Annotated in this window: 26 protein-coding genes, 1 tRNA gene, 1 pseudogene and 1 riboswitch; of the genes and pseudogenes, 3 read left to right on the plus strand and 25 right to left on the minus strand. The window is 65.7% G+C overall.

Going from position 1 to position 26,406, the window contains the following annotated elements; genetic code table 11:
- Window positions 1–366 precede the first annotated feature (366 nt).
- From gcvP to EGT50_RS07310, 11 genes are all read right to left on the minus strand, one after another.
- Window positions 367–3,261, minus strand: a complete 2,895-nt coding sequence (gene gcvP, locus EGT50_RS07260; RefSeq protein ID WP_408014610.1) for an aminomethyl-transferring glycine dehydrogenase — start codon at window positions 3,259–3,261, stop codon at window positions 367–369.
- Window positions 3,262–3,409: 148 nt separating this feature from the next.
- Window positions 3,410–3,515: riboswitch (glycine riboswitch) on the minus strand.
- Between the two features lie 55 nt (window positions 3,516–3,570).
- Window positions 3,571–4,188 carry a MerR family transcriptional regulator gene (locus tag EGT50_RS07265; RefSeq protein ID WP_127952038.1) on the minus strand — a complete coding sequence of 206 codons (618 nt, stop codon included), beginning with the start codon at window positions 4,186–4,188 and terminating at the stop codon, window positions 3,571–3,573.
- A 249-nt stretch (window positions 4,189–4,437) separates the two neighbouring features.
- Window positions 4,438–4,911, minus strand: a complete 474-nt coding sequence (locus EGT50_RS07270; RefSeq protein ID WP_127946794.1) for a bifunctional nuclease family protein — start codon at window positions 4,909–4,911, stop codon at window positions 4,438–4,440.
- A gap of 98 nt (window positions 4,912–5,009) precedes the next feature.
- On the minus strand, window positions 5,010–5,747 hold the full coding sequence (gene ftsR / locus EGT50_RS07275; RefSeq protein ID WP_127952043.1) for a transcriptional regulator FtsR: 738 nt from the start codon (window positions 5,745–5,747) through the stop codon (window positions 5,010–5,012).
- Window positions 5,744–6,241: a glycogen accumulation regulator GarA gene (garA, locus tag EGT50_RS07280; protein ID WP_127952046.1), complete on the minus strand. Its 498-nt coding sequence runs from the start codon at window positions 6,239–6,241 to the stop codon at window positions 5,744–5,746. The genes ftsR and garA overlap by 4 nt, the downstream gene beginning before the upstream one ends.
- Window positions 6,242–6,461: 220 nt before the next feature.
- Window positions 6,462–6,866: a glycine cleavage system protein GcvH gene (gene gcvH, locus EGT50_RS07285; protein ID WP_127952049.1), complete on the minus strand. Its 405-nt coding sequence runs from the start codon at window positions 6,864–6,866 to the stop codon at window positions 6,462–6,464.
- Window positions 6,867–6,910: 44 nt separating this feature from the next.
- Entirely contained in the window at window positions 6,911–7,696 is a 786-nt protein-coding gene (locus EGT50_RS07290) for a DUF881 domain-containing protein (protein ID WP_127952330.1), read from the minus strand.
- Window positions 7,696–8,046 (minus strand): small basic family protein, encoded by a 351-nt coding sequence (locus tag EGT50_RS07295; protein ID WP_206615774.1) that lies wholly within the window; start codon window positions 8,044–8,046, stop codon window positions 7,696–7,698. Before EGT50_RS07295 ends, EGT50_RS07290 begins: the two co-directional genes overlap by 1 nt.
- A gap of 32 nt (window positions 8,047–8,078) precedes the next feature.
- A complete protein-coding gene (locus EGT50_RS07300; protein WP_408014611.1) occupies window positions 8,079–8,957 on the minus strand; it encodes a DUF881 domain-containing protein in 879 nt (292 codons plus the stop codon).
- Window positions 8,954–9,577 carry a CDP-alcohol phosphatidyltransferase family protein gene (locus EGT50_RS07305; protein ID WP_235870621.1) on the minus strand — a complete coding sequence of 208 codons (624 nt, stop codon included), beginning with the start codon at window positions 9,575–9,577 and terminating at the stop codon, window positions 8,954–8,956. Before EGT50_RS07305 ends, EGT50_RS07300 begins: the two co-directional genes overlap by 4 nt.
- A 143-nt stretch (window positions 9,578–9,720) precedes the next feature.
- A complete protein-coding gene (locus tag EGT50_RS07310; protein ID WP_127952058.1) occupies window positions 9,721–10,764 on the minus strand; it encodes an SMP-30/gluconolactonase/LRE family protein in 1,044 nt (347 codons plus the stop codon).
- Between the two features lie 156 nt (window positions 10,765–10,920).
- Between EGT50_RS07310 and EGT50_RS07315 the strand changes: the two genes are divergently transcribed.
- A complete protein-coding gene (locus EGT50_RS07315; RefSeq protein WP_164873356.1) occupies window positions 10,921–11,445 on the plus strand; it encodes a DUF732 domain-containing protein in 525 nt (174 codons plus the stop codon).
- 273 nt (window positions 11,446–11,718) lie between these two features.
- Here EGT50_RS07315 and EGT50_RS07320 read toward each other — a convergent pair whose 3' ends face one another.
- The 6 genes from EGT50_RS07320 to EGT50_RS07345 form a co-directional block, all read right to left on the minus strand.
- A complete protein-coding gene (locus EGT50_RS07320) occupies window positions 11,719–11,904 on the minus strand; it encodes an enoyl-CoA hydratase (RefSeq protein WP_127952335.1) in 186 nt (61 codons plus the stop codon).
- A gap of 682 nt (window positions 11,905–12,586) precedes the next feature.
- On the minus strand, window positions 12,587–13,429 hold the full coding sequence (locus EGT50_RS07325) for a F510_1955 family glycosylhydrolase (protein ID WP_127952064.1): 843 nt from the start codon (window positions 13,427–13,429) through the stop codon (window positions 12,587–12,589).
- Window positions 13,430–13,533: 104 nt separating this feature from the next.
- Window positions 13,534–14,817 (minus strand): MFS transporter, encoded by a 1,284-nt coding sequence (locus tag EGT50_RS07330; RefSeq protein ID WP_127952066.1) that lies wholly within the window; start codon window positions 14,815–14,817, stop codon window positions 13,534–13,536.
- Window positions 14,814–15,929: a PLP-dependent cysteine synthase family protein gene (locus EGT50_RS07335; protein ID WP_127952068.1), complete on the minus strand. Its 1,116-nt coding sequence runs from the start codon at window positions 15,927–15,929 to the stop codon at window positions 14,814–14,816. The genes EGT50_RS07330 and EGT50_RS07335 overlap by 4 nt, the downstream gene beginning before the upstream one ends.
- A 112-nt stretch (window positions 15,930–16,041) precedes the next feature.
- Entirely contained in the window at window positions 16,042–16,473 is a 432-nt protein-coding gene (gene lpqS / locus EGT50_RS07340; RefSeq protein WP_127952070.1) for a putative copper homeostasis (lipo)protein LpqS, read from the minus strand.
- 274 nt (window positions 16,474–16,747) lie between these two features.
- Window positions 16,748–17,797: a nitronate monooxygenase gene (locus EGT50_RS07345; protein WP_127952072.1), complete on the minus strand. Its 1,050-nt coding sequence runs from the start codon at window positions 17,795–17,797 to the stop codon at window positions 16,748–16,750.
- 343 nt (window positions 17,798–18,140) lie between these two features.
- Here EGT50_RS07345 and EGT50_RS17355 point away from each other — a divergent pair.
- A pseudogene (locus EGT50_RS17355) lies at window positions 18,141–18,610 on the plus strand (LysR family transcriptional regulator); the annotation flags it as partial.
- Between the two features lie 31 nt (window positions 18,611–18,641).
- Here the strand turns inward: EGT50_RS17355 and EGT50_RS07355 are convergent.
- Window positions 18,642–19,769 (minus strand): NAD(P)/FAD-dependent oxidoreductase, encoded by a 1,128-nt coding sequence (locus tag EGT50_RS07355; RefSeq protein ID WP_127952074.1) that lies wholly within the window; start codon window positions 19,767–19,769, stop codon window positions 18,642–18,644.
- A gap of 134 nt (window positions 19,770–19,903) precedes the next feature.
- Between EGT50_RS07355 and EGT50_RS07360 the strand changes: the two genes are divergently transcribed.
- Complete coding sequence (locus EGT50_RS07360) at window positions 19,904–20,224, plus strand: hypothetical protein (protein WP_127952076.1); 321 nt, start codon at window positions 19,904–19,906, stop codon at window positions 20,222–20,224.
- A gap of 301 nt (window positions 20,225–20,525) precedes the next feature.
- Here EGT50_RS07360 and EGT50_RS07365 read toward each other — a convergent pair.
- From EGT50_RS07365 to EGT50_RS07395, 7 genes are all read right to left on the minus strand, one after another.
- Window positions 20,526–20,599: transfer RNA gene (locus EGT50_RS07365), tRNA-Pro, on the minus strand.
- A 108-nt stretch (window positions 20,600–20,707) separates the two neighbouring features.
- Window positions 20,708–22,147 carry a ribosome biogenesis GTPase Der gene (der, locus tag EGT50_RS07370; RefSeq protein ID WP_127952078.1) on the minus strand — a complete coding sequence of 480 codons (1,440 nt, stop codon included), beginning with the start codon at window positions 22,145–22,147 and terminating at the stop codon, window positions 20,708–20,710.
- The gene (cmk, locus tag EGT50_RS07375; protein WP_127952080.1) at window positions 22,144–22,842 is read right to left on the minus strand and encodes a (d)CMP kinase; all 699 of its coding nucleotides are present in this window, start codon (window positions 22,840–22,842) and stop codon (window positions 22,144–22,146) included. Before cmk ends, der begins: the two co-directional genes overlap by 4 nt.
- A complete protein-coding gene (locus tag EGT50_RS07380) occupies window positions 22,839–23,825 on the minus strand; it encodes a pseudouridine synthase (RefSeq protein WP_127952082.1) in 987 nt (328 codons plus the stop codon). The genes cmk and EGT50_RS07380 overlap by 4 nt, the downstream gene beginning before the upstream one ends.
- Before the next feature lie 13 nt (window positions 23,826–23,838).
- Entirely contained in the window at window positions 23,839–24,537 is a 699-nt protein-coding gene (gene scpB / locus EGT50_RS07385) for an SMC-Scp complex subunit ScpB (protein WP_127952084.1), read from the minus strand.
- Window positions 24,534–25,298 carry a segregation and condensation protein A gene (locus tag EGT50_RS07390; protein WP_235870638.1) on the minus strand — a complete coding sequence of 255 codons (765 nt, stop codon included), beginning with the start codon at window positions 25,296–25,298 and terminating at the stop codon, window positions 24,534–24,536. The genes scpB and EGT50_RS07390 overlap by 4 nt, the downstream gene beginning before the upstream one ends.
- A 95-nt stretch (window positions 25,299–25,393) precedes the next feature.
- Window positions 25,394–26,266 carry a ParA family protein gene (locus EGT50_RS07395; RefSeq protein ID WP_235870639.1) on the minus strand — a complete coding sequence of 291 codons (873 nt, stop codon included), beginning with the start codon at window positions 26,264–26,266 and terminating at the stop codon, window positions 25,394–25,396.
- Between the last annotated feature and the right edge of the window lie 140 nt (window positions 26,267–26,406).

A 26,406-nucleotide genomic window follows, 5' to 3' on the forward strand; every position in this document is an offset into this window, starting at 1 on the left:
GACCAGACGGAGAGGCCGTCTCGCCTTCTGCCGGAACGGAACCAACTGTCGGCCCGACCTCCGTACGCCCCCTATGTGGCCGGACGAGATCCAGGAACGCCCGGGCGTACCCGCAACTTCACAAAACCCTGAACCCCGCCGTTCACGGCCCACGCCGGCTCCGGACCCCTACCCCACTCAGGCACTCAGGCCGAGATCACGCGTGGTGCAGACGCTGATTTGCCCTTCATAGCGGTTGGTCAGCGTTTAGTCGGTTCTGGCTTTGTTAGGTTTCCGTCCCATACCGAGTTCGTTGCGATCGTCTGCCAGAAGCGTCGACGGCCCGGATGTTCTATGGGAGCATCCGGGCCGTCGACCGTCGATCGACTAGCTGGTGAACGCCTCGATCGGTGGGCACGAACACACGAGGTTGCGGTCGCCGCGGGCTCCGTCGATGCGGCGGACAGCGGGCCACACCTTGGGGCGGGAGTCACTCCCCTTTCCGCGCGGGTAGACCGCGATCTCTCGCGAGTACGGGTGCTTCCACTCGGAAACCAAGCACGCAGCGGTGTGCGGGGCGCCGCGCAGCGGATTGTCGTCGACGGGCCACTCCCCTGCCCCGACCCGATCGATTTCACGGCGGATCGCGATCATTGCTTCACAGAACTCGTCGATCTCATCGAGGTTCTCGCTCTCGGTCGGCTCCACCATCAGGGTGCCGGCCACAGGGAAGCTCATCGTCGGCGCGTGGAACCCGTAGTCGGCGAGACGTTTCGCGACATCATCGACCGTCACGCCCGTCTCCTTGGTGAGCGGACGCAGGTCCAGGATGCACTCGTGCGCGACCATGCCGTTCTCACCCGTGTACAGGACGGGGAAGGACTCGTCGAGTCGCCGGGCGATGTAGTTGGCCGACGCTATCGCGGTCAAAGAGGCGCGGCGCAGGCCCTTGGCGCCCATCATCTTGATGTACATCCATGTGATCGGCAGGATCGACGCGCTACCGTACGGTGCCGCGGACACCGGCCCCGAATCACCGAGTTCGGGAGCCATCGGGTGACCCGGGAGGAACGGCGCGAGGTGTGAGCGGACGCCGATCGGGCCGACGCCCGGGCCGCCACCGCCGTGCGGGATGCAGAACGTCTTGTGCAGGTTCAGGTGGCTCACGTCGCCACCGAACCGGCCTGGCCGGGCAAGTCCGACGAGTGCGTTCAGGTTCGCGCCGTCGACGTACACCTGCCCTCCGGCGTCGTGTACTGCCGCGCAGATCTCCCCGACCTCTTCTTCGTAGACGCCGTGCGTCGATGGGTAGGTGATCATGATCGCCGCCAAACGTTCGGCGTGATCGGCGATCTTGGCACGCAGGTCGTCGAGGTCCACATCGCCGTTCTCACGGCATGCGACGACCTCGACACGCATTCCGACCATCACCGCCGACGCAGCGTTGGTGCCGTGCGCACTAGACGGGATCAGGCAGGTGTCCCGATGGTCGTCCCCTCGGCTGAGGTGGTAGTTGCGGATCGCCAGCAGCCCGGCGAACTCGCCCTGGCTCCCGGCGTTGGGCTGCAGGCTCACCGCGTCGTAGCCCGTGATGGCGACCAGCCAGTCCTCCAGGTCCGAGATCACCTCGAGCATGCCCGGCGTGTCCTCGGCCGGCGCGAACGGATGAAGCCTCGCGAAGGCGGGCCAGGTGATGGGCTCCATCTCGGCAGTCGCATTGAGTTTCATCGTGCACGAGCCGAGCGGAATCATGCTGCGATCGAGCGCGATGTCCTTGTCCGACAGGGCCCTCAAGTAGCGGAGCATCGCCGTCTCGGTGCGGTACTTCGTGAACGCCTCGTGCTGCAGGAATGCGGTGGCGCGGTCTCCGAACGGAGTCGGCGAGTGCGCGATCTCGACGTCGGAGGGTAGCCCGAAAGCCGCAAGCACCGACTCGATGTGCTCGCCAGTAGTCGCCTCGTCGCACGAGACACCCACGTGGTCGTCGTCGACCAAACGCAGGTTGACGCCCCACGCCTTCGCCTGCTCCACGACGTCGATGGCGCGCCCCGGCACCCGTGCGAGAACGGTGTCGAAGAAGTGTTCGTGGACGACCTCCACGCCGGCAGTGCGCAGTCCGGCCGCGAGATACGCGGCCCGATCGTGGACGCGTTGGGCGATGGCCTTCAGTCCCTCGGCGCCGTGGTAGCTCGCGTACATAGCCGCGACGACGGCGAGCAGCACCTGTGCGGTGCAGATGTTGCTGGTCGCCTTCTCACGGCGGATGTGCTGTTCGCGGGTTTGCAGTGCCAGCCGATAGGCCTTGTCACCATCAGCGTCCACCGAGATACCGACGAGCCGGCCCGGAAGCTGCCGCGCGTGCTTGGTGTGAACGGCCAGATACCCAGCGTGCGGACCGCCGAAGCCCATCGGGACGCCGAACCGCTGGGTGGTACCGAAGCACGCGTCGGCGCCGATCTCGCCGGGAGGGGTGAGCATGGTCAGCGCGAGGAGATCGGCACCGACCGCAACGAGCGCGCCTCGCTCGTGCGCCGCCTCGATCATCGCCGAGTGGTCCACCACCCGACCGGAGGCACCCGGCACCTGGGTGAGGACACCGAAGAACTCGCCGTCCGGGAGACCCTGCGTGAGATCCGCCTCGATGATGTCGATTCCGAGCGGCTCCGCCCGGGTCACCACGATGGCGCGGGTCTGCGGGAACAGATCGGTGTCGATGACGAACCGAGGCGACTTGCTACGCGACGCGCGGCGCAGCAGCGTCATCGCCTCGGCGGCGGCGGTGCCCTCGTCCAGCATCGACGAGTTCGCGATCTCCATGCCGGTCAGGTCGCCGACCATGGTCTGGAAGTTCAGCAGCGCCTCGAGTCGCCCCTGGCTGATCTCCGGCTGGTATGGCGTGTATGCCGTGTACCAGGCCGGGTTCTCGAGAATGTTGCGTACGAGAACTGGCGGGGTCAGCGTGTCGTAGTAGCCGAGACCGATCATCGACGTCGCGACGGTGTTCTGGTCGGCGAGTGCAGCAAGCGCGGCAAGCGCCTCGTGCTCGGTCAGCGCCTCGTCGAGCGTGTCGAGACCGGCAGCAACACCCTCGGTCGCAGGATCGAGAATGCTCGCGGGTACGGCACGAGCAGCGAGTTCGTCGAGCGAGGCCACGCCGACGACATCGAGGATGCGTGATAGCTCTGCCGAGTCGGGGCCGACATGGCGGGCGGCGAACGAGTAGCTACGAGGCTCGATCAAGTGAACTCCCAAGCGGTAAGTCAGGTTCAGGATGCGTTCCATGGGTGGAACGGTCCTCCCCCTCTGTCACCTGCTCGGGTATCCCGAGCGCCTGAGAGATTCGGCTGCCGCCGCATCCGCGACGATCCGCGGACGCTACGCGCCTTTCCCCGTGGGCGGGTGGGTGCTCCCACCGCTCTCCAGAGGCGTCGTAGCCCGCACGGTCCTCGGTGCCTGAGAGATTGACGGGGAGGTGTTGCTCCTTCGGCGTCCGAACAGCACTCTTAGTCTGTCCAGAACTCTCCCGTACGGCGGCGACGCTACGTCAGTCTATGCCACTGGACGACACCTGGACGAATGCCCAGAACACGGCTACCCGGTCTTACGATCGCCGCGATTCTTGCGTCGGGACGCCAGTTCGTCCTCGGGACGTTCGGCGGCGTCCCCTCCACTGGCGCGCTCGGCGGGAAAGCCGGCGATCTTCCCGGTCAGCTCGCGCATCGCGCCGCTCACCGCTATGCCGAAGACGCCTTGGCCGCCCTGAAGCAGGTCCACGACCTCCTCCGGCGACGTGCACTCGTAGACCGTGGTGCCGTCGGAGAACAAGGTGATGCGCGCCAAGTCTCCTACACCCCGTCGGCGGAGGTGGTCGACCGCCACCCGGATGTTCTGCAGGGAGATACCGGTGTCGAGCAGTCGCTTGACGATCTTCAGGACGAGAATGTCCTTGAACGAGTACAGACGCTGGCTACCGGATCCGGCGGCCCCTCGAATCGAGGGCACGACGAGATTGGTACGGGCCCAGTAGTCGAGCTGCCGGTACGTGATGCCCGCGATCTGGCATGCGGTCGGCACTCGGTAGCCGACGAGGTCGTCGGGAATCGAGTCGTCGGGAAACAACCCTGGCTGCACGTCCTCGTCGAGGATGGGCGCCTCGATGGTCTCTTCGCCAACGAGGTTCAACTGCTGTTCCTCTGGTTGATCTCCCACGGACTACTCCTTTTCGCGTTCAGTGGCCGACCGGCAAGGAGAGGAATCAATCGCTTCCCCGCGCTACTAGCCACCCACTCGTGAACAGAGCAAACCCGAACGGTGGATCCACTCAGCGTACGCCCGGGACACCTGGCGTGGCGGACGTTTACGGACCCAGACTACGGACCCAGACGCTAGAACCCCGTACAAGCGCGGTCAATGCGACACGCCCAAAACTCTCAACCTCAACTTGAGGTTGAGTAGCGGTCAACCGTCGGTCGCCTTGAAGTCATCAGGCGAGACCGACTCGAGGAATTCCTTGAACTTCTCGACCTCGTCCTCGCGCTCGTCCGGCATCACCAGCCCAGCCTCCTCGAGAACCGCTTCCTCCACGAAGATCGGGACACCGATTCGTAGTGCGATCGCGATCGAATCCGACGGCCGTGCAGACACTCTCACATTGTCTTCGAACACCAGATCCGCATAGAAGGTGCCGGCCTGAAGATCCACGATCCGCACCTCGAGCAGGGTGTGCCCCAATGCCTCGAGCAGGTCCTTGATGAGATCGTGCGTGAGCGGACGGGCGGGTTCGACGCCTTGCTGTTCCAGCGCAATCGCGGTGGCCTCGGTCTGCCCGATCCAGATCGGCAGATATCGATCGCCATCGCTCTCGCGCAGCAGCAACACCGGTTGGTTCTGCGGCTGTTCGACACGGATTCCGATCACACGCATCTCACTCATCGTGTCCTCCACCTCGTACCGGTGACCGGGTCCACCTCGAACGGCGAACGAGCCCCGTTTGACGTACTCCCCGATTCTATTCGTTCCCGCTGTGGCCGTCAGCGATCGAGAGCCCCACGCACTGCAGCCTTCACGAGGCACGTGTGCAGTGTGAGCGACAGCGCGGCGAGTTCACGAACCATTTCCTCGGCACGATCACGGGCACCGGCGTCGCGGCCCTTGGCGACGGGTCCGGCAATCTGCCCGACGAGGCCGGCTTCCCGGTCCGCGGCCAACTTGAATGCGCGCAGGTGTCGGACCTCGAGACCGAACTCCGACATCGACTTCGCCGTCCGCGCCAGAGTGACCGCGTCCTCGTCGAAGAACCCGGCGGGTCCTGGGACCACGAGGCCGCCGCGGAGCAGCTCGCTCAGGAAGCGGTCGTCGATGTCCGATCGAGCGATCAGGTCATCGCGACTGATACGGACCTCACGATCTGTCCGGAACTCTTCGGGCGACACCTCGCCCGGGGCGACGGCCAACGCGCGCGGTCGCCGCGGAACCGAGTCCACAGCGCCCACCGTCGCAACCCCTTTGTCGATCGCCTCCAACTGTTCCTTGATCACCTTGAGCGGGAGGTACTGGTCCCGCTGTGCGGTGAGGACGTAGCGCAAGCGTTCGATGTCCGCAGCGGAGAACCGCCGATAGCCCGACGGTGTCCGCTCAGGACTGATCAACCCCTCGGCCTCGAGGAACCGGATCTTGGAGATCGTCACGTCCGGGAAATCCGGACGGAGTCGATCAAGTACCGTCCCGATGGACATACCTGCGGCGGCGCCCTGCCGAACGGCTGTCATTGGTTGCCCGCACCAGCCGCGGACTCACCGATCTGCGTACCACCTGCGTTGTCCCGGGGCCCAGTCAGGAACACCAACCGGAACTTGCCGATCTGAACTTCGTCGCCGTTCGCGAGCACCGCAGAGTCGACCGGTTCACGGTTGACATAAGTGCCGTTGAGACTACCCACGTCTACCACTTGGAACTCGTCGTCATCCTGACGGAACTCCGCGTGCCTTCGACTCACCGTGACGTCGTCCAAGAAGATGTCACTGTCAGGGTGACGCCCCGCGGAAGTGGTCGGCTGATCGAGTAGAAAGCGCGAGCCCGCGTTGGGTCCCCGCTTGACCACAAGGAGCGCAGAGCCGGCGGGCAAACCTTCGACCCCGGAGACAGGAGCCTCGGCCGCCTGGGAGGTCCCACTCTCCATCTCGGTGAGAAAATCCGCACGAAAAACCGATGTGGTCTCGGCCGGTGTCTCCCCGTAACCCGCATCGTTGTCGTTTTCGCTCACCGCTTCTCCTCCTCAGTCCGTTTGCCCAGAAGGCCTCTCACGCCCCGGGGCCACGCGATACAACTCGGCCCAGACGGATCTCGGCCACGATCACATTCCGATGCGGAACTGCACACCGACACGGCATTGCGCTCACCTTGACCGTACCCTGACAGTGGCGGCGCGTGTAGGTGGACAGGCCGTTCGAAGACCCGTCAAGTCTCGCAATTGCCGCCCGGGATCAGCTTTCGGAAACCGCGCGGTACGCGTCCGCATCCAGCGTCACCGCGAGCGCCTCGTCCAGCGCGGCCTCGCTCTCGACCTCGAGGTCGACGAGCCATCCCGCGCCGTAGGGCTCGCCGTTCACCAGCTCCGGGCTACCTTCCAGATCGGCGTTCACACCAACTACTTTCGCAGTCAGCGGCGCGAAGATGTCGGACACGCTCTTGGTCGACTCCACCTCGCCGAACGACTCGCCCTTGGTCACGTCTTCACCCTCAGCGGGAAGTTGGACGAACACCACGTCGCCGAGCTGCGACTGCGCAAAATCGGTGATGCCGACACGCACTGTCGTCGGGCCGGTGCGTCGCACCCATTCATGCTCTGCTGTGTATCGCAGATCGGCAGGGGTGGCGAGCTCGCTCACGGTGGATTCCTTTCGGGGACAACTCGACTGTGGGTCGTAGAAGATCAGTTCTCGGGTTGAGCGTATTTGCGTGGTTTGATCTCTCGCAAGGCGGCGATGGTGACCTGCATGGATTGCTCGATCTGCAACCGGCCTCCGGTCCGTGCGACCGCGTCGACCGCACCTCCGGGGATGTTGAGAGCGGCCGCCAGCGTCGGCGGATCACCGATGGCAATCACCTGGAAGGGCGCAGAGACCTTGCGTCCGTCGATCGTGACATTCCCACCGCCGCCACTGACCCACGAGTCGACGCCGATCCGGATCGGATCGGTTCCCGACCCGCTGATCTCGATCGCCTCGGCACCTGCGGCGCGCAGTTCCTGCAGGACGTCGAGCAGCACCTCGGAGCCCACCGCCTTGCCTGGATCCTGCACGGTGAGCATCACGCCAGGGCCGGTCGCTGCGACCGTTCCCACCTGAATGGACAGCGCTGAAAGCTGCGCCCTCGCTTCGTCGAGCGCGGCGCTCGAACTCCCCCCACCTGCCTCGAGCTTCGACAGCGTCTGCTCGAGGTCCGCGATCTCCTGCCGCAGCGCCGCCTCGCGCTGGTTCAGATTGCCCAGCACGGCGAGCAGGTCCGCGGGACGCGCGGAATCGAGGTGGTCGCCCGAACCCGCGCTGCTCACCTGTGTCGCGATCCCGACGCCGAGTGCCGCCATCAGCAACAACGCCAACAACCCGAACCCGAGACGGGAGCGCGTCCGGCCGCCAGTCGACACGGGAGCCTCGTGCCGCCCCTCGCTCCGGGGTCCCACGGTTGCTTCGGGGGGTGCCTGACCGTCCACGCTCATCACGCCCCGAACAGTCGCCGGCGGAGGGCCGCCGCGTTGCCGAAGATCCGGATCCCGAGCACGACGACGATTGCGGTCGACAACTGAGTTCCAACTCCCAGTTGGTCACCGAGCCACACGATCAACGCCGCAACGAGGACATTGAACACGAAAGACACCACGAAGACCTTGGCATCGAAGATCTCGTCGAGGTAAGCGCGCAGGCCACCGAACACGGAATCGAGCGCCGCCACCACAGCAATCGGTAGATAAGGCTGGACGGCGTCGGGGACCTGCGGGCTGAACACGATCCCGATCCCGATTCCGGCGACGAGCGCGAGCACACCGTAGAGCGCGTAGCCACTTTTCAGCGATTTCACCGTCTTCAGCGATTTCACCGTCCTCACGGTGCCCCCGTTTCCTGAGCGAATTCCTGTGCGAATCTCGTTTGGCGACCTGTCGCGGCGGGCAGCGTCAGATCGTCGGACTCGGCGATGGTAAATCCCACGTCGTACAACTGCTGGACCGTAGACATCCTCAGGTACGCGTCACTGACGACGAATCCGGTCTCCAATCTCGACGGCGACCCGACAGCGGCCACCCGGTACGGCGACGGTACCGGCTGATTGTCCACGAGCATCGCGCCCCCGGCCTGTCGGATGGTGACGTCGGGCCCGACACGCACCTCCCCGACCGCAATGGCCTCCGCGCCGCTCGCCCACAGCGAGTTGACGACGGCCTGTAGGTCGCGGTCGAGGACTCCGGCCTGAGGTGAACCGGGCACGCGTTGCGACGAGTCCGACAGGTCGGGCCGTGTGGACGGGTCGGTGAGGGTGACAACCAAGCCAGGACCTCGCACCGATTCGTTCGCGGCGGCAGCTTGGAGGTCACGCAACTGGCCGAGCACCTTCGCGCCCTCGGCGTCGTCGGCGAGGACGCTCGCCCGCAACTGCTGGACGCGGACCGTCAGCGCTTCGCGATTCGCGGCGAGCGATCGGGCCTGGTCTTCTGCCGCTCGCACCTTGGCAAGCAGTTCGGTTCGGGTCTGGTCGACGTCACTCGCAGACGACGACGCCTGCGCGTATGCAGTGCCGAGCACCAGCCCGACCAGGGCCGCACCCAGCGCGATCCACGCGCGTACGCCCACCCGCCCAGGTTTCGCGTGACCCAGTCTGCGATCCTCGGCGGCCCCCGCATATCCGGGGTCGAGGTGGTCGGTCATGAGCGATTTGAGCAGTGACGGAACGGGATTCCTTCGGACCTGCCGCGGGGTTTCCGTCACGGGCCACCCCGATCGTCGATCGGCGACAAGTTCCGAGCGACCCCGACCGCCTTGGCGATGTACAGCCCAGCCGTCCACAAGTACAGGGCTGTTCCCCAGATGAGCAGCGCATAGCCCAACGCCTGTGCGACGGTTGCGAAGCCCCAGTCACCCTGGGCTGCGAGCAGGAGCGGCAGCGCGACCATCAGCGCGAACGTCGCGGCTTTGCCCAGGTAGATGACGTCGGGCGGAGGGAGCCCGCGGCGACGGTAGATCGGCAACGTAAGGGCCAGTATCAGGTCACGGCCGATGAGGATCGCCGCGACCCACCAGGGGATGATGTCGCGGAGGACGAACGCGATCAGCGTCGTTACTACGTACAGGCGGTCGACGAACGGGTCGAGGAGTTCGCCGAGCCTCGATGTCTGGTTCAGCAAGCGCGCAAGCTTGCCGTCGGCCCAGTCCGTGAATCCGCTCAACATGAGGACCACGAGCGCCCAGCCGTCGGCGTGCAAAACCAGCAGCAGGTACAGGAATAGCGGCACCCCCGCGAGCCGCACGACGCTGAGCAGGTTCGGGACCGTCAAGACGCGGTCGGTGCGCTGCCCGACACCGGGCTTGTGCTGTCCCACCCCGTCCACCGGCATTCCCCTCAGATCCGTCCGAATTGTCGGTGGCCAGCTTGCCACATGTCAGGAACTGGCCGCCCACCAGCGCATATTCGCCTGCCGTAGCGCCGTCAACGCGCACTCGAGCGTGGTTCGCAGCCCCCAGATATGTTCGGCTAGGTTGCCAGTTCTCTCCTCGGCACCCGCGCGACCGCCCCGGCGGTCAGGCTGCCGAGGTAGATCCAGTCCGGCGTCTCCCGCACTCCGGTGACCGGCGCGTAGCTGCCCTTGCCGCCCCGCAGGCTGTGCACTACCCGACCGTCACCGTCGAGTCCCAGCACCCAGGCCCGGTGTTCAGGGTCGGGCTGGACGAAGTCCGGCAGGTTCGCCGTGAGGATCCGCAGCGTGGGGTACGGCGCCACCTGATCGAGCAACCGCATGCGGGGGCTGTAGAGCGCGACCCAGAAGATGCCGTCGGAGGTTTGCGATGTGACATTGTCCGGGATTCCGGGCAGGTTGTCCGCCCACACGGACGCCGTTCCCGCCCGGGGCCCCGTGAGCTCGACTCGCTGGATGCGGTAGGAGCCGGTCTCAGCCACGATCACGTACGACTCGTCGCTGGACAATCCGACTCCGTTGGCGAACTGAAGCCCATCGGCGAGCAGGTCCGTCTCCCCGGTACGTGGATCGAAGCGAAGCAGGCGCCCGGTGCCACTGTGTTCGAGCAGATCGAGGCGGTGGTCCTCGATAGTGAACCGCGACGAGGAATCGCTGAAGTACACGACGCCGTCCCGGCCGACGGCGGAGTTGTTGCACGCCAACACCGGTCGACCCACAGCAGTGTCGGCGAGCAGTTCGACCCGACCCGACTCGTCGACGCGCAACACCCCGCGCCGACTGTCGCACACGAGGTAGCGACCGTCGTCGAGCACTTCGACACCGAGCGGACGCCCGCCCGTGTGCGCGAGTTCGGTTGCGCGGCCGTCGGCGTCGAACCGCCACAGACGCCCGTCTTCGCCCCCAGTGATCACGCGCCCGTCGCCGTCCACGGCGACATCTTCGGGACCGCGTCCGGTGGGCAGCTTCCACAGCTGCGCCCCGTCGAGTTCCCGGCTGGGGCCGAACAACCCGGTCTCAGGCGGCGGGGGCGGCGGCTGCCAGGCCACCGGCTCGATACCGGTGCGATCGACGGAACGCAGAATCGATCCAAGGATGCTCACCGCCCTGACGCTAGTCCTGTTGGCCGACGTCCACCCGGATTTTCGCGGCCGCGCGCCGTCATGAGCGACCGCGATCCGGGTTTGCCGAGAAGAAAACGATCCCGCCTGGCGACCCGAGTACGACCGCGCCGCAGTCGTAGGGCAAGATCTCGCATCGTGATTCGAACCACACGGCTCGGCCTCCTCGCCGCACTCTGCACCGCGCTCCTGGTAATGACCGGATGCAGCAGCACACCGGACGCCACACCGGACGACGCCGACGCTGTCGTGCTCGCTCAGACATCACCGAATCCAACTACGACGGATCAGGTCGAGGAAGCACCTCATCCAGACCCGTCCGCTCCGCCCGCGCCCGAGGCCGACACAAACGTTGTCCCCGTCGCCGAGCCCCCACTTCCTCAGGAGCCGACCGGCTCCCAGAACGACCGCGATGCCGCGTCGAATCCGGTTCTGGGCGGCGAAGATCTGCTGTTCCTGTCGTACATCACCGACTTCAATCTCATTCAGCGACCCGAGGCCGACCAGATCCGGCTCGGGCGATCGATTTGCGATGGGCTGAACCGGGGCCAGAGCAAGCCCGATCTCACCGCCGAATTAGTCACCGACGGAGGCTATTCCGGTGGGGAGGTCGCCAACGTCCTCATGGCCGCAACCGTCGCGTACTGTCCTCAGTTCGCCTGAGCGACCCGGACGAGAGAGCACGCTTCAGTACGAGGTGCGTGTCATTCTCGGTTCCCTTGAGGCGCCTCCACGCCCCGCGGACCGTGTGCCCGGTGCCTACCCCTCAACACACCGGGGAGTGACGGCCCTGGCAGAATTCAACGTCGAATCACGTTCTGGTCGCGGACTTTTCGGGCTCGAATTTCAGCGACGGCCTGCACGCCCGCGGGTGTAGGACGCCAGTGCTCCTGTGCCTCGAGCCTCTCCGAGGAGAGGCTCGAGCCACCGAACCGGCTACAGAGCGACACCGTCGCCGGCATTGGCCTCGGCGATGGTGAAGACCGGGTACTTGTCACCGGCCCGGTGCTTCAGGTACCGGACGCGGACACCTGATTCGCCACGACGCCGTCCAACGACCCGGGCCATGCACCAGTTGCCACTGTCCAGCGCTATGAGCGTCTTACGCCCGCGCCCCATCATCTCAGTCACGCTCCCAAGGTCGGTCTGAACGACTACTTCCAGACTGCCGCGCGAACGGGCACAACGGGGACGTGGGCACTACCTGTTCGACTACCTGTATTCACCTCACCGGCGCAACGCAGGCTGGACGCGGCCACTCCTCCATCTCGGTGGTGCTGCGGGCGGTGCCGATCCCCATCAAATCGGCACCGCCCGCGCCCGCCCCCCTTGACGGGCGGTGGCTGTCGGATCATCCCAATGCCATCGCCCGACCCTACTGCCCTGCCGCGCGGGAAGGACAGTGAGTTGGACGATAGTCCAAGTCGCGGTTCTTCGCCATATACTCGGGAAATTCAGCGTCGAGCCGGACCCGACGACGCCTGAGGACCTCGTGTCCTGCTACTCGGTCGACGGTCCTGGAAGGTCACCCACATCGACTGGAGGCGGCGAAAGGCGTTGGTCGAGTAGACGGCGACCTCCTCAGTTGCGCGAAGCGGATGTCGCTTCCCGACGGGGCGTCGTTCGAAGTCGCCCACGGGGTGCGTGAGGTCTTGCTAGGGCCCTGCCCGTCGGCCGTGACCCTCACCACACGAGCCGTGGCCCCCACCGCAGAGGCGGTCATACGTGAGCGGGCTCAGATCACTGGCCAATTGGCACCGCAACGGCCCGAGCCCCGTCGCTGACGCCACGCCGAACAAGGGGGCTAGCCGAGGATGTATAGGGCCTGATTCGTCGCGGCGTACGCGGTTTCGTAGTCGACCGCCGTCAACGCGTCGACCGCACCTACCCGGTCGACCCTCTGCCAGTCGGCTCCCTCACGGCTGCGCCAGGCGTCGCCGCTTCCGTCGATGCCCCACAGAGCGTCGCCGGCGCCTGCCAGCAGCACCAGAGGGGGACTGTCGACTGCCGCCGTGAAGGACTGGGCGCCATCCGTGCTGCGCAACAAGCCGTCCGGGGTCGAAGCCCAGACGGCCGCGGTTGTCATGGCCAGGGAGTATGCATCAACGGATGCTCCTCGCGTCCAGCTGTAACCGGCGTCCACGGATACCGCCAGCTCGTCAGCGCCGTCGAATCCGACGAGAAGACGTCCGTCGGCCGCCAAGGTGTGGAAGTCGACCTGTCCGCCCAGCGATCGGTCGGACCAGGTAGTGCCGCCGTCGTCGCTACCTCTCAGCCCAAGCGGATTCGGGGCATTGCTCGATACCCCGGGATGGCCGGAGGAAAAGAGTGTGTCGGTGCCGGGCACGCCTGTCAGGCCCATGAAATCGTCGTCCGAGTCCCCGACCCGGGAGGTACCGCCCGACGAGTCGAGGGCGTAGAGCCCGGTGTGAGTACCGGCCAATACAGTTCCATCGGCCCGCACATGAATGCCGTGCACATGGGTGAGCGCGGTATCCAACGCCACTGCCGGGGCGGTGGCGTGCTCCTGCGTTGTCGGCTGCCCGGCCTCCGAGCAGCCGACGAGAAGCAGTGCCGCCGCGGACAGTACTGAGACAGTGACACGGGTGCGTGGGACACGGGTGCGTGGGACACGGGTGCGTGGCATCGACGAACTCGTTTCGCGTTCGGAGGGGCGGTGGACACGTAACTTACATGCGCCGCTGAACAGTAGACGACGATACCGATGCCTCGGCCCCCGATGGTCGAGGCCTACGGGTGGATAGCCTGGACCGAATCCCCTTGGGCAGAAACGACCTTCGCGGCGTTCAGGTGTCCCGAGCGCTCGAGACCGTACAGAGCTGTGGCGCACCCCACTCCGATAGCGATCAACACCACCCAGATCACGGATCCCAATTGCACTGCCTGCAGGCTTCCGAACACCGCGCCCGTCCCGAGGTTGCCCAGCAGAATTCCGATCCCGACGACGGTGTTGTAGAACCCGTAGTGGGTAGCGACCAACCGTCCACCCGACAGAGCGACGACAGTGTCCATTTCGAACGGAAACACCGCGGCGGTGCCCATTGCCACCAGCCCCGCCGACAGGAGCAGAGCCACTACCGCGGCGGGCACCCCGAGGGTCGACCCGTCGGGAACGATTGCTAGCGGCGCGAAGCCTACTGCCATGACGGACATGCCGATCACCAAGCTACGGCGCGAACCCCATCGTTTCGAGAACCAGGCGGTGATCCGCATCTGCCCGGCGATGGCCACGAGGGACGAGATGACGAAGATGGAGGTCACCAGCGCAGTGGAGGTCGCAGCACCAGTGATGATGCCTGCCTGCAAGGGCAGCGCCAGGTAGATCTGGAACGACAGAATGTAGGACCCGATCATCGCCAGGGCGAACAGCACGAACGGCCGATTCGTTGCTACCGTCCGCCAATCGTGTAGGACCCGGTTCGGTCGGTGCGTACGTTCGACTGGTGCGGTGGGCAACGCCCAGATCTGGGTGATCGTCAGTGCGGTGAAGACGCCCGCTGCCGCCAAGCAGGTAATGCGGAAATCGAAGGTGGTCAGTGCCAGCCCGAGCAGGGGGCCGAGAAGAATTCCGGCCTGGTAGAAGACGTTGAACACGGCAAACGCCTCGACCCGGCGGGGGCCGGCGTCGGCAGCAAGGTAGGCACGAACGGCGGGGTTGAACAGTGCACCGGCGAATCCGATGGCGGCCGAGGCGGCCAGTATCGCCGGCAACGACTGGACAACGGCCAACAGCCCGAACCCAGCCACTCGCAGGAGGCAGCCGGCAATTATGAGCGGTTTGTATCCCAGTCGGTCGGCGAGCGTGCCCCCGACCAGGAACAGGCCCTGCTGGGAGAAGTTCCGGACACCGAGAACCAACCCGACTACCCACGCCGCGAGCCCGAGCGAACCCGACAGATAGCCCGCCAGGTATGGCATCAACATGTAGAACCCGATATTGATGGAGAACTGGTTGACCATCAGTACCCGGCTGGCGCGGTCAAAGCTGCGGAACTCGGACACCAGCCTTCTCATGGCGGATCCTCGGGATCGACCACGGTCGTGCAACGTGTCCAGGACCTGACGACTCGTTCGGTCGGGTGAGCAATGGTGGCCGGCGCGGTTGGGGCGTCGATGCCCAGGAGCCCGTGCTCGGCGCAGTAACTGTCGTTGTACACGGTGTCGAAGTACCGATCGGGACCGTCGGGGAAGATCGCGGCGATCCTGGTGCCCTCGTCGCTGGTACGGGCGATCCAACCAGCCACCAACGCCACCGCACCGACACTCCAGCCGCCAGTTGCGTGGTGGCAGGTCGCCGCCAGGGTCCGGCACGACCACACCGCTTCCGCCGGCGCCACCCAGTGCACTTCGTCGAATGCCGGATAGTCGACGTTGCCCGGATGGATGCTCGAACCGAGCCCACGCATGAGCCGCGACCCTGCGGGCTGACCGAAGATCGTCGAGCCCACGGTGTCGACCCCGACCAGCTTCAGCCCCGGGTTGACCCGGCGAAGCCCACGCGCCACTCCGGCAGAATGACCTCCGGTGCCCACCGAGCAAACCAGAGTGTCGATCCGGCCGAGCTGGGTGATCAGTTCAGTGGCGAGCGACTCGTAGCCCGCGACGTTGTCGGGGTTGGCGTACTGGTTCGGACACCATGATCCGGCATGTATGTCGAGGAGTTCACCAACTTTCTCGAGGCGGGCTTGCTGCCAGCCGCCTACCGGGTGAGGCTCTGCGACTACGACGACAGTGGCTCCGTAAGCGCGGAGCATGCGGTGAATGAGGGGTTCCATGCCCGGATCGGTCACCACGGTGACGGGGTGGTGGTGGACTATTCCGGCCAGCGCCAGCCCCAAACCGAGTGTACCGCTGGTTGATTCGATGATCATTGCCCCCGGCGCAAGGTCGCCACGTGCCCGGGCTCGCTCGACCATGTGCAGAGCGGGGCGATCCTTCATTCCGCCGGGGTTGCAGCCCTCGAGTTTCGCCCAAAATCCACGACCATCGCGGGCGAAAGGGGCACCGATCCACAGGACCGGTGTGTTGCCGACCAACCTGCCCGGTTGCGCACGCCCTCCACAGGTCAGAGGGTTCGAAGAGCGGTCAGGATAGGCAGACGCGAGAAGGGAAGAAGCACGATTCATGATGGTGCCCCCGATATTTCTTACAAATGGGGTGGTCCTACATGTCTGACTGCGAGCTGCGCAAGACAAAATCAGGCCCCAAGGATGGGTACTCGGTGCCTGTTTGTACTGATCAGCACCTGCTGATGCAGATGTCGTCCAAGACCATACGGCCATGCCGGATAGGCAGCGCCCCAGGCGCTCTCGGCCGTGGAAGCACCGGTGCTGCGATCAATATCGCAGCCGAACCGATTGCGCCCACAGCGAGAACAGCGACCATCGCCGAACGCAGTAGCTTGCCGTCGTTGCGCGGCATCGCCATGACGGCCGGCGCTTCATTGGCGGGGTCCGGCGACGCGGCCTGGATGTGCGTATGCCCGGGCGCGCCCTCCGCGGTCGTGGGCGTCGAGGAAGCCGACAGCACATGCACTTGCGGTTGCGCCTCAGGGCCGGTGCTCGCGATGCTGATACCGCTCTGGAGAATGATGCCGAGGACGACAAGGATGCCAGCGAGTACTGCGACGCGGATCCCTCTCCGCGCCGGACCAAGTGCATCCGCGCTCACAACCCCCTCGATCCTGGCAATGCCCGGCTCGATTGGCTGGCTCGACAATCTCTAGCCCGTACACACGATGCTACCCATCACAGATCGGCTGTGCGGCGTCAATCGACAGCTGGGTCGTACTTGCCGAGTCAACTGGCGTTGTCATGCATGCGGGCTCCTCCACCTCAGGTTGCCCGCTGCAGTCGTCGTGGCAACGCGTCGCGACTTGCGGAGGCGCAAACGCAGGCGCTGCCGCCTGGTAGCCCGTGATGACCGCAAGCAGAGAGATCGAGGGCTATGTCCGTGAAGCAAGGCGAGCGAGGATCTGTGGGGTGGGCTCCTTGGAGGCGTGGCGGTAGCCCGTTCCGGCCCACAGGTGAACGAGGTCGGGTTCACCCGCCGCAGCGGCTGCTTTGCGTAGTGGGCCGGTGAGGTGGTGTATCGACGGGTACCCGAGGGGTGCGATCTCTTCGTAGGTGTCGATGAACGCGTTGCGTAGTCCGCGCGCAGGTCGCCCGGTGAATGCGCGTGTGATGACCGTTTCGGTTCGGGCCGGGTCGGCCAGGGCTGCTTGGTGTGTTGCGGACGCTCCGCTCTCGTCGGCGCGCAACAGGGCGGTGCCGACCATGGCCGCATGGGCGCCAGCGTGGACAACTTCTGCAACAGCGGCGGCGGTGGCCAGCCCGCCGGCGGCGATGACAGGAAGTTTGACAGTACGTTTGATTTGCACGACTAGCTCACTGATGGGCAGGAAGGGCGGCGGACTGTGGGGAGTGAACGTTCCGAAATGCCCTCCGGCGTCGCTGGATTGGACGACGAGCAGGTCGACGCCCTCTTGGGCGGCCAATTCGGCCTCGTGCACCGAGGTGACCGTCTGGACAACGGTGGTGCCTACGGCGTGCAACGCCCGGATCACACCGGTGACTCGAGTGGGCGCGGTGATGCCCGGAATTCCGAAGGTGAAACTGACCATTGGGACTGGGTCGGATAGCAGCAACTCGATCTTGTCATCGAAGTAGTCGTCATCCTCGAGCGGGTCCGGGGGCAGGGTAAGCCCGAATCGGTTGGCCTCACGTTGCACAATCTCGGCGTACGTTCGATACATCTCGGATGAGACCGGTACGCTATTCGGTGCGAAAAGGTTGACACCGAACGGAATTGATGCGTTACGGATCACGGATATCTCCGCCTTCATCGCGTCGGGCGTCTTGTATCCGGCGGCGAGAAATCCCAGAGCGCCCGCCCGGTGTGCGGCGACAACCATCGCCGGTGTGGTCGGTCCGCCGGCCATCGGGGCGGCCAGGACCGGAATCCTCAGTCCAAGGTCAGACAGCGGTGATGTCATGACTTCTCCTGTCGAGTGGGCCGGGCAAATGATTCAGGTTGACACCTATCAGGTCTACTCCCCTCCCCGGGAGCTATCGCCGGTGGGTGGTGAGCGGTTCCTGGACGCTGTAGCTCGGCGTTGACCTTGGTGAGCAACCGCGTGAAGTTGGACAGTGATCCTTCGCCGAGGTGTTCCGCAACTCGAGTTGGGGGTGTCGGAGGGATGGACTCATGCTGGGCCTTGCACCTTTCGGGTCAGTTCTCGTTCCTTCAGTGATCGTGCCCCTTACCCGCGTGCAGCGGCCACGACAAGTTTGCTCGCTGGTGGTAGGCCCTGCCTCCTACCGCACTACAATGGCTAGGTGGAGTTACGCCAGCTTCGCTACTTCGTAGCCGTCGCCGATGAGCTGAACTTCAGCCGGGCGGCCGACCGGCTGCATACCGCCGGACCGCCTCTGTCCCAACAGATCAAGGCTCTCGAGCGTGAGTTGAAGGTGCAGCTCTTCGACCGTGACCGCCGTTCTGTCACCCTTGCCGACGCGGGCGCCGCGCTACTCCCCAAGACCAGGGCGCTGTTGGACCAGGCCGACAAACTGCGTCGACACACCGCCGACCTGTCCGACTCGGAACCAGTACGCGTCGGCTATGTCAGCTGTGTCCGGCCGATCTTGCCGAACGAGCCGCCGGGGTAGCGCAACTACACATCGACGCTTGGGTTTTGCCGTCTCACGCTCGAGCCGCTCGGGTCGCCGAGCACGGCATCGATCTACGCATCTGCTGGGTGCAGCGAAGCGACCTCTCTGAACACGGACTCGAGGCCAGTCTCGTTGGGACGGGTGAGACGTTGCCGTAGAGAGCTAGCGCTAGTCGCTTCCGAACCAGCGCCGGATTCTGGTCGTACCGAACTCGGCCTTATCCGCGGCGAGCGCCGCCGACGGGCCAGCCATCGTCCCATAGGGCGTTTGGTCCGGGCGAAACGTCACATCAACGGTGGCCACCTGCTGGCGGCCGAACTCGATGTAGCAAACAGCCTTGCCCCCGTAGAGCGGTGACTCACCACCTCGGTGTCGGGCGATGAGCGCTTGGGCGACCACCGCAGCTTGGCCCTCAGAGAACACGCCGGCCTTCGCCGTGCCGACGCTGGTGACATCGCCCAGCGCGAAGACGTCGCTGAACCGTGTCTGCAACGTGTACGGGTCCACGGGCACCCAGCCATCCACACACATCCCGGCTTCCTCGACCACAGGCGGTGCGCGGTGGACTGGCACACCCAGGAAGAGGTCGTAGGCCAACTCGCCACCACCGGCGAGTCGGGCAACCTTTCGGCCCGGATCGAGCTCCCGAACAAAGTCATTGGGATGGAAGCTGATGCCTCGCTCCTCGAACGCGGACAGCAGGGCCCGCGACGCGTCGGGGGAAGGCGGAATCGGGGCGGGCAACGGCATCACCAGGGAAATGTCTGACTCTTCGCGTAGGCCACGTTCGGTGAGAAAGTCGTGCAGGAACAGCGCTGCCTCGCTCGGTGCCGGGGGGCACTTGAACGGCGTCGACGTCAGCCCCACAATCACCCGCCCGCCCGCGAACTCGGCCAACACCTCACCCGCGGCAAACGCGCCGGCCTCTGTGTAGAACTCGTGACCACCCTCGGCAAGGCCCGGCGTAGCCGCTGGGTCGAGGTCGGCGCCCAAAGCCACCACGAGCACGTCGCCCTCATACGGTCCAGCGTCGGTCTCCACGCGACGCCGCACGGGGTCTATCGACGCGACGGTCGCCTGGACAAACTCCACACCGGGCTTGACGCAGTCCCGATACGGGTGAAAGACGCTCTCAGGCGTGGCCCGGCCGAACATCACGTCCAGCTTCGAGAACCCGAAGACAAAGCCCTCGGTCTTGTCGATCAGCACTGTCTCAGCCTTCTCGCCGAGTTCCTCGGACAACCGCGTCGTCAATTCCAGGCCGCCGAACCCCGCACCGAGCACCAGAATCCTCATCGTTCATGCCTCCTATCTGTGGTCGGACAAAGCCGGCCCTCATGGGTTTGAACTAACGGCCGTTTCCAACCAATACCCCAGGGGGTATATTCCGGGACCGCTGGCGCCTCTCAGCGGGCAATCTGTGATCGCCGGTGAAGTACACGCCGAACGGTGTGACCGACAAGCGGATCGACGAGTTGGAGAAGTATGCGCACCATCGCGAGGCTGACATGGCGCCAGACATCATCCAAGCAATCGGTGTGGCGATCGTGGGTGTGCTTGCCGCCTGGAACACGAAGCAGGACAACCAGATCGCGGAACTCCGCACCGACTTGGAGCGGCTTCAGCGGAGCTCGAGTCTCGTCGACTCCTCCGAAGCCGTCCACGACATCCGGGATTGGCTGCGGTGGGATGCGGCAGGGCGAGTCGGCGCACCACCCGCCGTCCCGGACGATCTGCGAGACGAGGTGTGACCGATGAATTCACCTGCCGGGGAAACACCTGATGGGATGCTCGACGGTCTCGACAACATCGCAGCATGGGCCACCAACACGCAGCAGGGGTTGTCCATCCGGGGGTGTAGCGCACCGATCCGGCGCAGATGGGGCGGTCCGCGGTCTGCCTGCCGTCCGGCTGGTGGCTATCTGGTTGCCCTCTGGTTGTCGGCTGGTGGCTGTCATCGCGGATTTCCTGGGCTTTTGCGGGACCCACTGGGACCATCCGGAAACGAAGAAAACCCCAGGTGAAACAGTGTCTCACCTGGGGTTTTCTCGGTCGGGCTGACAGGATTTGAACCTGCGACCACTTGACCCCCAGTCAAGTGCGCTACCAAGCTGCGCCACAGCCCGCCCACGCCCTCGGGCGCCTCAAGAGATTACAACAGTGGCGCTCGGGAAGGCGAATCGCCTGGTCAGCATGTCTCGCGACTGGTTGGGGGTGGCGCCGCGGCCAGAGAGTCAGCGGTTCTTGCGGGTTCGCTTCTCCCGCACGCGCACTGAGATGCGTACCGGGCTACCGTCGAACCCGAACTCCTCCCTCAAGCGACGCTCGAGGAAACGCCGGTAACCGGCCTCGAGGAAGCCCGTGGTGAAGAGCACGAAGGTCGGCGGGCGGGTGCCGGCCTGGGTCGCGAACATGATGCGCGGCAGTCGCCCGCCACGCATCGGCGGCGGCGTCGCCGCCACCACCTCCTTGAGCCACGTGTTGAGGCGCCCGGTCGGGATGCGCTTGTCCCACGACTCCAACGCGGTCTCGATCGCGGGCACCAGCTTCTGGACGGCCCGGCCGGTCTGCGCGGAGATGTTGACCCGCTGTGCCCACGGAACGCGGACCAGTTCGCGGTCCACTTCCTTCTCGAGCACGTAGCGGCGATCTTCGTCGACGAGATCCCACTTGTTGAACGCAAGGACCAGCGCCCGGCCGGCGTCCGCCACCATCGACAGCACCCGCAGGTCTTGCTCGGTGATCGGCTGCGACGCGTCGATCAGGAGGATCGCGACCTCCGCGGCCTCGATCGCAGACTTGGTGCGCAGCGACGCATAGAACTCGTGACCGCTGGCATGGCTCACCTTCTTTCGCAGGCCGGCCGTGTCGACGAACCGCCAGACCTTGCCGCCGAGTTCGACGAGCGAGTCCACCGGGTCGACGGTGGTGCCCGCCACATCGTGGACCACCGACCGCTCGTCACCGGACAGCTTGTTGAGCAGGCTCGACTTCCCTACATTCGGTTTGCCGACCAGCGCCACCCGGCGCGGCCCACCGCCGGTTCCCTCGCGCGGGGTCTCCGGAAGCACCGACAGGACGTCGTCCAGCAGGTCGCCCGCGCCGCGGCCGTGCGTCGCACTGACCATGCGCGGCTCCCCCAGACCGAGTGACCACAGTGCTGCCGCCTCGGCCTCGGTGCGGGCATCGTCGACCTTGTTGGCAACGAGGATGACGGGCGTCTTGGAGCGGCGCAGCACCCTGGCCGCAGCCTCGTCCGTAGCGGTCGCACCGACGACGGCGTCGACGACGAGCAGCACTGCATCGGCGGTCCGCATCGCCTGCTCGGCCTGGCGCGCCACCGACTGCTGCAGCCCCTTCGCGTCCGGTTCCCAGCCTCCGGTGTCCTGGACGGTGAACCGGCGTCCGGCCCAGGTCGCGTCATAGGACACTCGGTCCCGTGTCACACCCGGAAAGTCCTCGACGACCGCTTCACGGCGGCCGATGATCCGGTTGACGAGCGTCGACTTTCCGACATTGGGGCGCCCGACGACCGCGACGACGGGGACCGCGAGATGCTCCTCTGCCTCATCGCCTTCGACGAAGTCTGCGAGATCCCAGTCGGATTCCTCGATCCAGATTCCGTCGCCGGCGAAACCGCCATCGGCCACGTCGCTCACAACATCGTCGGTCACCGCACTGCTCCAGTCCTATCGCTGACCACTAGTAGCAGTCTGCCGATCACATCTTCGATGCCCAGTTCACTCGTGTCGACCGTCACCGCATCCTCCGCCGGACGTAGCGGTGATACCGCTCGGGTGGAGTCGAGGTGGTCGCGGCGCTGGACGTCGGCGAGGACGGCGTCGAAGTCCCCGTCGCGGCCCTCGGCGAGGTCTTGGGCGTGGCGCCGCAAGGCCCGCGCCTCCGCGGAGGCCGTGAGGTAGATCTTGACGTCCGCGCCCGGTAGCACGACGGTTCCGATGTCGCGACCCTCGACGACGATCCGCTCGGCCTGCTCGACGATCCGCCGCTGCAGGTCCACCAGGAACGTGCGCACGTCCGGGACCGCCGACACCGCGGACACGGCCCGCGTGACCTCCGCGCCGCGGATCTCGGCGGTGACGTCCTCACCGTCGAGTTGCACGCCGGCGTGCCCAGGGTCGGTTCCGATGGTCAGCGGCAGTGATGCGGTCACCTCCGCCACCGCGGCCGGATCGGCTACGTCGACGTCCTGACGCAGGGCGTGCAAAGTCGCGATCCGGTACATGGCACCGGTGTCGAGGTAGCGGGCACCGAGCCGTGTCGCCAGCCGACGGGAAACGCTGGACTTCCCCGTGCCCGACGGTCCGTCGATCGCGACGACCAGTGCGCCCTCGTTCGCCGCGCTCACAGGCCGACCGCCCCGTAGAGGCCGCCCACCTCGTGGCGGCCGAGCACCCGCAGGGTTCCGGGCCGCTGGTCGCCCAGAGCGACCGCGCCGATGTCCGTGCGAACCAGGCGAATAACCGGGTGCCCGACGGCCTCGAGCAAGCGACGCACGATGTGCTTGCGACCCTCGTGCAGCACGACCTTCACCAGCGACTTGCCATCGTTGATGTCGAGCAGCGCGAACGAGTCCACCTTGGCGGGCCCGTCATCGAGCTCGACACCGGACTTGAGGGACTTGCCGACGCCGCGACCCACGACGCCCTGCACCGTTGCCAGGTATGTCTTCGACACTTGGTACGAAGGGTGCATCAGGCGGTGTGCGAGGTCCCCGTCGTTGGTCAGCAGCAACAGCCCCTCGGTGTCGGCGTCCAGCCGGCCGACGTGGAACAGGCGCTGGCCTGCGGCGACACGTTCGGAGACGATGTCGCCGACGCATGGGCGTCCCAGGTCGTCGGACATCGTGGACTGCCAGCCGCGCGGCTTGTTCAGCGCCAGATGAACCAGGTCCTCCTTGACGACCACACGGGTGCCGTCGACACGAACGACGGCGTTCTCGGGATCGATGCGCAGCCCCTGCTCGACGACGATCCGTCCGTCGACCTCGACGCGGCCTTGCGCGATGAGTTCCTCGGCGGCACGGCGCGATGCGACACCGGCCTTGGCGAGAACCTTCTGCAGCCGGACGCCATCACCCTGCACTACCGTGAGGTCACGGTCGTCGGGCGTGTACTGGTGCTTTGCCGGTTTGGCGTTGCTGATCTTGGGGACGTGAGGCTGCAGCTGAGCGCGTTGCGGTTTGGGTGCCTTCGGCCTGCCTCGCTTGTTGGTCTGCTTGCTCGTCTGCTTGTTCGATGCAGGGGTCGGTCGGGCAGTGCCGGGAGCACCCTCCCTGGCCTGCCTTCTTCTGCGGTCCGGTATGCCATCACGGCGAGCGGGCTTGTTCACTTCTCGATCCCTGTCAGTCTTCTAGGTCGATCTCGGGATCCGGCGTGCTTACCGACCCCGCGGTCGTCCCCATTCTCGCAAATCGTGGATCCGCTTCGAGACTCTCGCTGATGTCATCGATCACATCGACGTCCGGGAGCAGCGGCGCGAGCGGTGGCAGATCCTTCAGTGAGGCCAGCCCGAGGCGTTCGAGGAACAGTTCGGTGGTCGCATAGGTTGTCGCATTGGTCTCTGGATCTGGGCCGGCTTCGGCAATCAGACCGCGAGCCAGCAGCGTACGGACGACACCGTCGACGTTGACGCCGCGGACGGCGCTGATTCGAGCCCGAGTCAGCGGCTGCCGGTAAGCGATCACCGCGAGGGTCTCGAGCGCCGCACGGGTCAGCTTCGACCGGGCTCCGTCGAGCAACAATCGTTCGACGTACCGGGCGTGCTCTGTACGGGTGTAGAGCCGCCAGCCGTCCCCAGCGAACCGCAGGTCGATGCCGCTGCCGCGGGCAGTGAGGTCGTCGGACATCGTGCGGAGCATCGTCTCTACCCGCGCCTCGGACTCCCCTAGCGCAGACGCCAACATCTCGGCGGAGGCCGGGGCATCGACGACCAGCAGCATGGACTCGAGCGCCGCCACCAGACGGTCGTCCGGCATCGGTGCGAACTCCTCCTCGAACAGGCTCACGTCCTCCGCGTCGTCCTGCGCGTCCAGGGACGTCATCCGTAGTCCTCCTCGCTCGCGGGCGCGTCCGCGGTCTCGCCGGTCCAGCTCACCAGCAGGCTCCCCAGGGGCTCGGTCTGCGTGAACATTACCGACTGCTCCCGGTACAGCTCGAGCAGCGCGAGGAAGCGGGCGACGATTTCGACGGGCATCTCGCATTCGACGATCAACTCGTCGAACGGGACCCACTCCTCCCGTCCCCGCCGTTGGAGCAGTTCGAGGATCCGCGCCGCCTGCTCCGGCACCGACACCGTGGGCACGTGCAGGTGCCCGAGCCCTACCGTCGGGACAGGACGGGGCGCCAGCGCCGTCGCCGCGATCTCCACGAACTGCTGCGGATCGACACCGAGCAGCACCTCGGGGAGCAGTTCGACGTAGGGGTCCTCAACCGACACCGACCTCGGGTAGCGGCGTAGCGCGGCTGCCTCGAACTCGCCGAACAGTTGGGCGACCTGTTTGTAGGCGCGGTACTGGAGCAGCCGCGCGAAGAGCAGGTCGCGGGCTTCGAGCAGCGCCAGGTCCTCGTCGTCGTCCACCTCGCCCGCGGGCAGCAGTCGCGCCGCCTTGAGGTCGAGGAGCGTCGCTGCGACCACCAGGAACTCGGTGGTGCGATCCAGGCCGATCTCTCGGCCGAGACTGCGTGTGTACGCGATGAACTCGTCGGTGACCTCATGCAGCGCGACCTCGGTCACGTCCAACTGGTGCTGGTTGATCAGCGTCAGCAGTAAGTCGAACGGGCCCTCGAAATTGCGCAGGCGCACCCGAAAACCGGCGTCCTCCGGGGCACCAGCCGCCGGCTGGGCCGTCTCGACCCCGTCAGCCTTCGCCGTCTCAACCCCCTCAGCGACGTCCGCGCTCACCGGGCACAGCGGTGGATGACCTCGCGAGCGAGGGCCCGGTACGACTCCGCACCACCGGAATTGGGCGCCCAGGTCGTGATCGGCTCGCCGGCGACGCTCGTCTCGGGGAACCTCACAGTGCGATTGATGACGGTGTCGTAGACCAAATCACCGAAGACCTCCACCACCCGCGACATCACCTCACGAGCATGCAGGGTACGTACGTCGAACATGGTCACGACGATGCCCTCGAGCGACAGCTTCGGATTGAGCCGATCATGCACCTTTTCGATCGTGTCGTTGAGCAGCGCTAGCCCGCGCAACGAGAAGAATTCGCACTCCATCGGGATGATCACGCTGTCCGCGCACGCCAGCGCGTTGACCGTCAGCAGACCGAGGGAAGGCTGGCAATCGATCAGCACGTAGTCGTAGCGGTCGAGCACCGGATCCAGGACCCGCCCCAGTGTCTGCTCGCGCGCGACCTCCGTGACCAGTTGGATCTCGGCCGCCGACAGATCGATGTTGCTCGGCAGCAGGTCGAGCCCCTCGATCCGGGTCCGCATGAGCACATCATCGATGGATCTGCGCTCGACCAGCAGGTTGTGGACAGTCAGGTCCAGATCGTGGTGAGCGACGCCGAGTCCAGCGGACAACGCTCCCTGCGGATCGAGGTCCACGAGAAGCACCCGACGGCCGTAATCGGCGAGCGAAGCACCCAAGTTGATCGTCGACGTGGTCTTGCCTACACCGCCCTTCTGATTGCACATCGCAATGACCCGGGCAGGTCCGTGACTGCTGACGGGTGTGGGCTCTGGTATGTCGCGCAGCGGACGGCCGGTGGGACCGAGTGGCACATCGTGCCCCGATTCGAGGTTCCCCACGTACGACAGCGCATCCTGGTGCGCCTGCTCCGCCTGCGATGGCTGAGGTGTCACCACCAATGTCCCCTGTCCTGTAGATCCCGTCCCGTCGCCGAGCTGCCTCCACAACGCTACCGCTTCGTGATCTGAAACGAGGCCAACACGCACCT

The organism is Rhodococcus xishaensis (genome assembly GCF_004011825.1).
GTDB classification, from domain to species: Bacteria; Actinomycetota; Actinomycetes; order Mycobacteriales; family Mycobacteriaceae; genus Prescottella; species Prescottella xishaensis.

What these genes read in the sequence shown, in the direction of transcription:
- EGT50_RS07335 (WP_127952068.1), bottom strand. Translation starts at nt 15,929, where the DNA reads ATGAATCGTGCTTCTTCCCTTCTCGCGTCTGCCTATCCTGACCGCTCT.
- EGT50_RS07320 (WP_127952335.1), bottom strand. Translation starts at nt 11,904, where the DNA reads ATGATGGGGCGCGGGCGTAAGACGCTCATAGCGCTGGACAGTGGCAAC.
- EGT50_RS07330 (WP_127952066.1), bottom strand. Translation starts at nt 14,817, where the DNA reads ATGAGAAGGCTGGTGTCCGAGTTCCGCAGCTTTGACCGCGCCAGCCGG.
- EGT50_RS07345 (WP_127952072.1), bottom strand. Translation starts at nt 17,797, where the DNA reads ATGACATCACCGCTGTCTGACCTTGGACTGAGGATTCCGGTCCTGGCC.
- EGT50_RS07290 (WP_127952330.1), bottom strand. Translation starts at nt 7,696, where the DNA reads ATGAGCGTGGACGGTCAGGCACCCCCCGAAGCAACCGTGGGACCCCGG.
- EGT50_RS07325 (WP_127952064.1), bottom strand. Translation starts at nt 13,429, where the DNA reads ATGCCACGCACCCGTGTCCCACGCACCCGTGTCCCACGCACCCGTGTC.
- scpB (WP_127952084.1), bottom strand. Translation starts at nt 24,537, where the DNA reads ATGACGTCCCTGGACGCGCAGGACGACGCGGAGGACGTGAGCCTGTTC.
- ftsR (WP_127952043.1), bottom strand. Translation starts at nt 5,747, where the DNA reads ATGACAGCCGTTCGGCAGGGCGCCGCCGCAGGTATGTCCATCGGGACG.
- gcvP (WP_408014610.1), bottom strand. Translation starts at nt 3,261, where the DNA reads ATGGAACGCATCCTGAACCTGACTTACCGCTTGGGAGTTCACTTGATC.
- EGT50_RS07270 (WP_127946794.1), bottom strand. Translation starts at nt 4,911, where the DNA reads ATGAGTGAGATGCGTGTGATCGGAATCCGTGTCGAACAGCCGCAGAAC.
- EGT50_RS07355 (WP_127952074.1), bottom strand. Translation starts at nt 19,769, where the DNA reads ATGAGGATTCTGGTGCTCGGTGCGGGGTTCGGCGGCCTGGAATTGACG.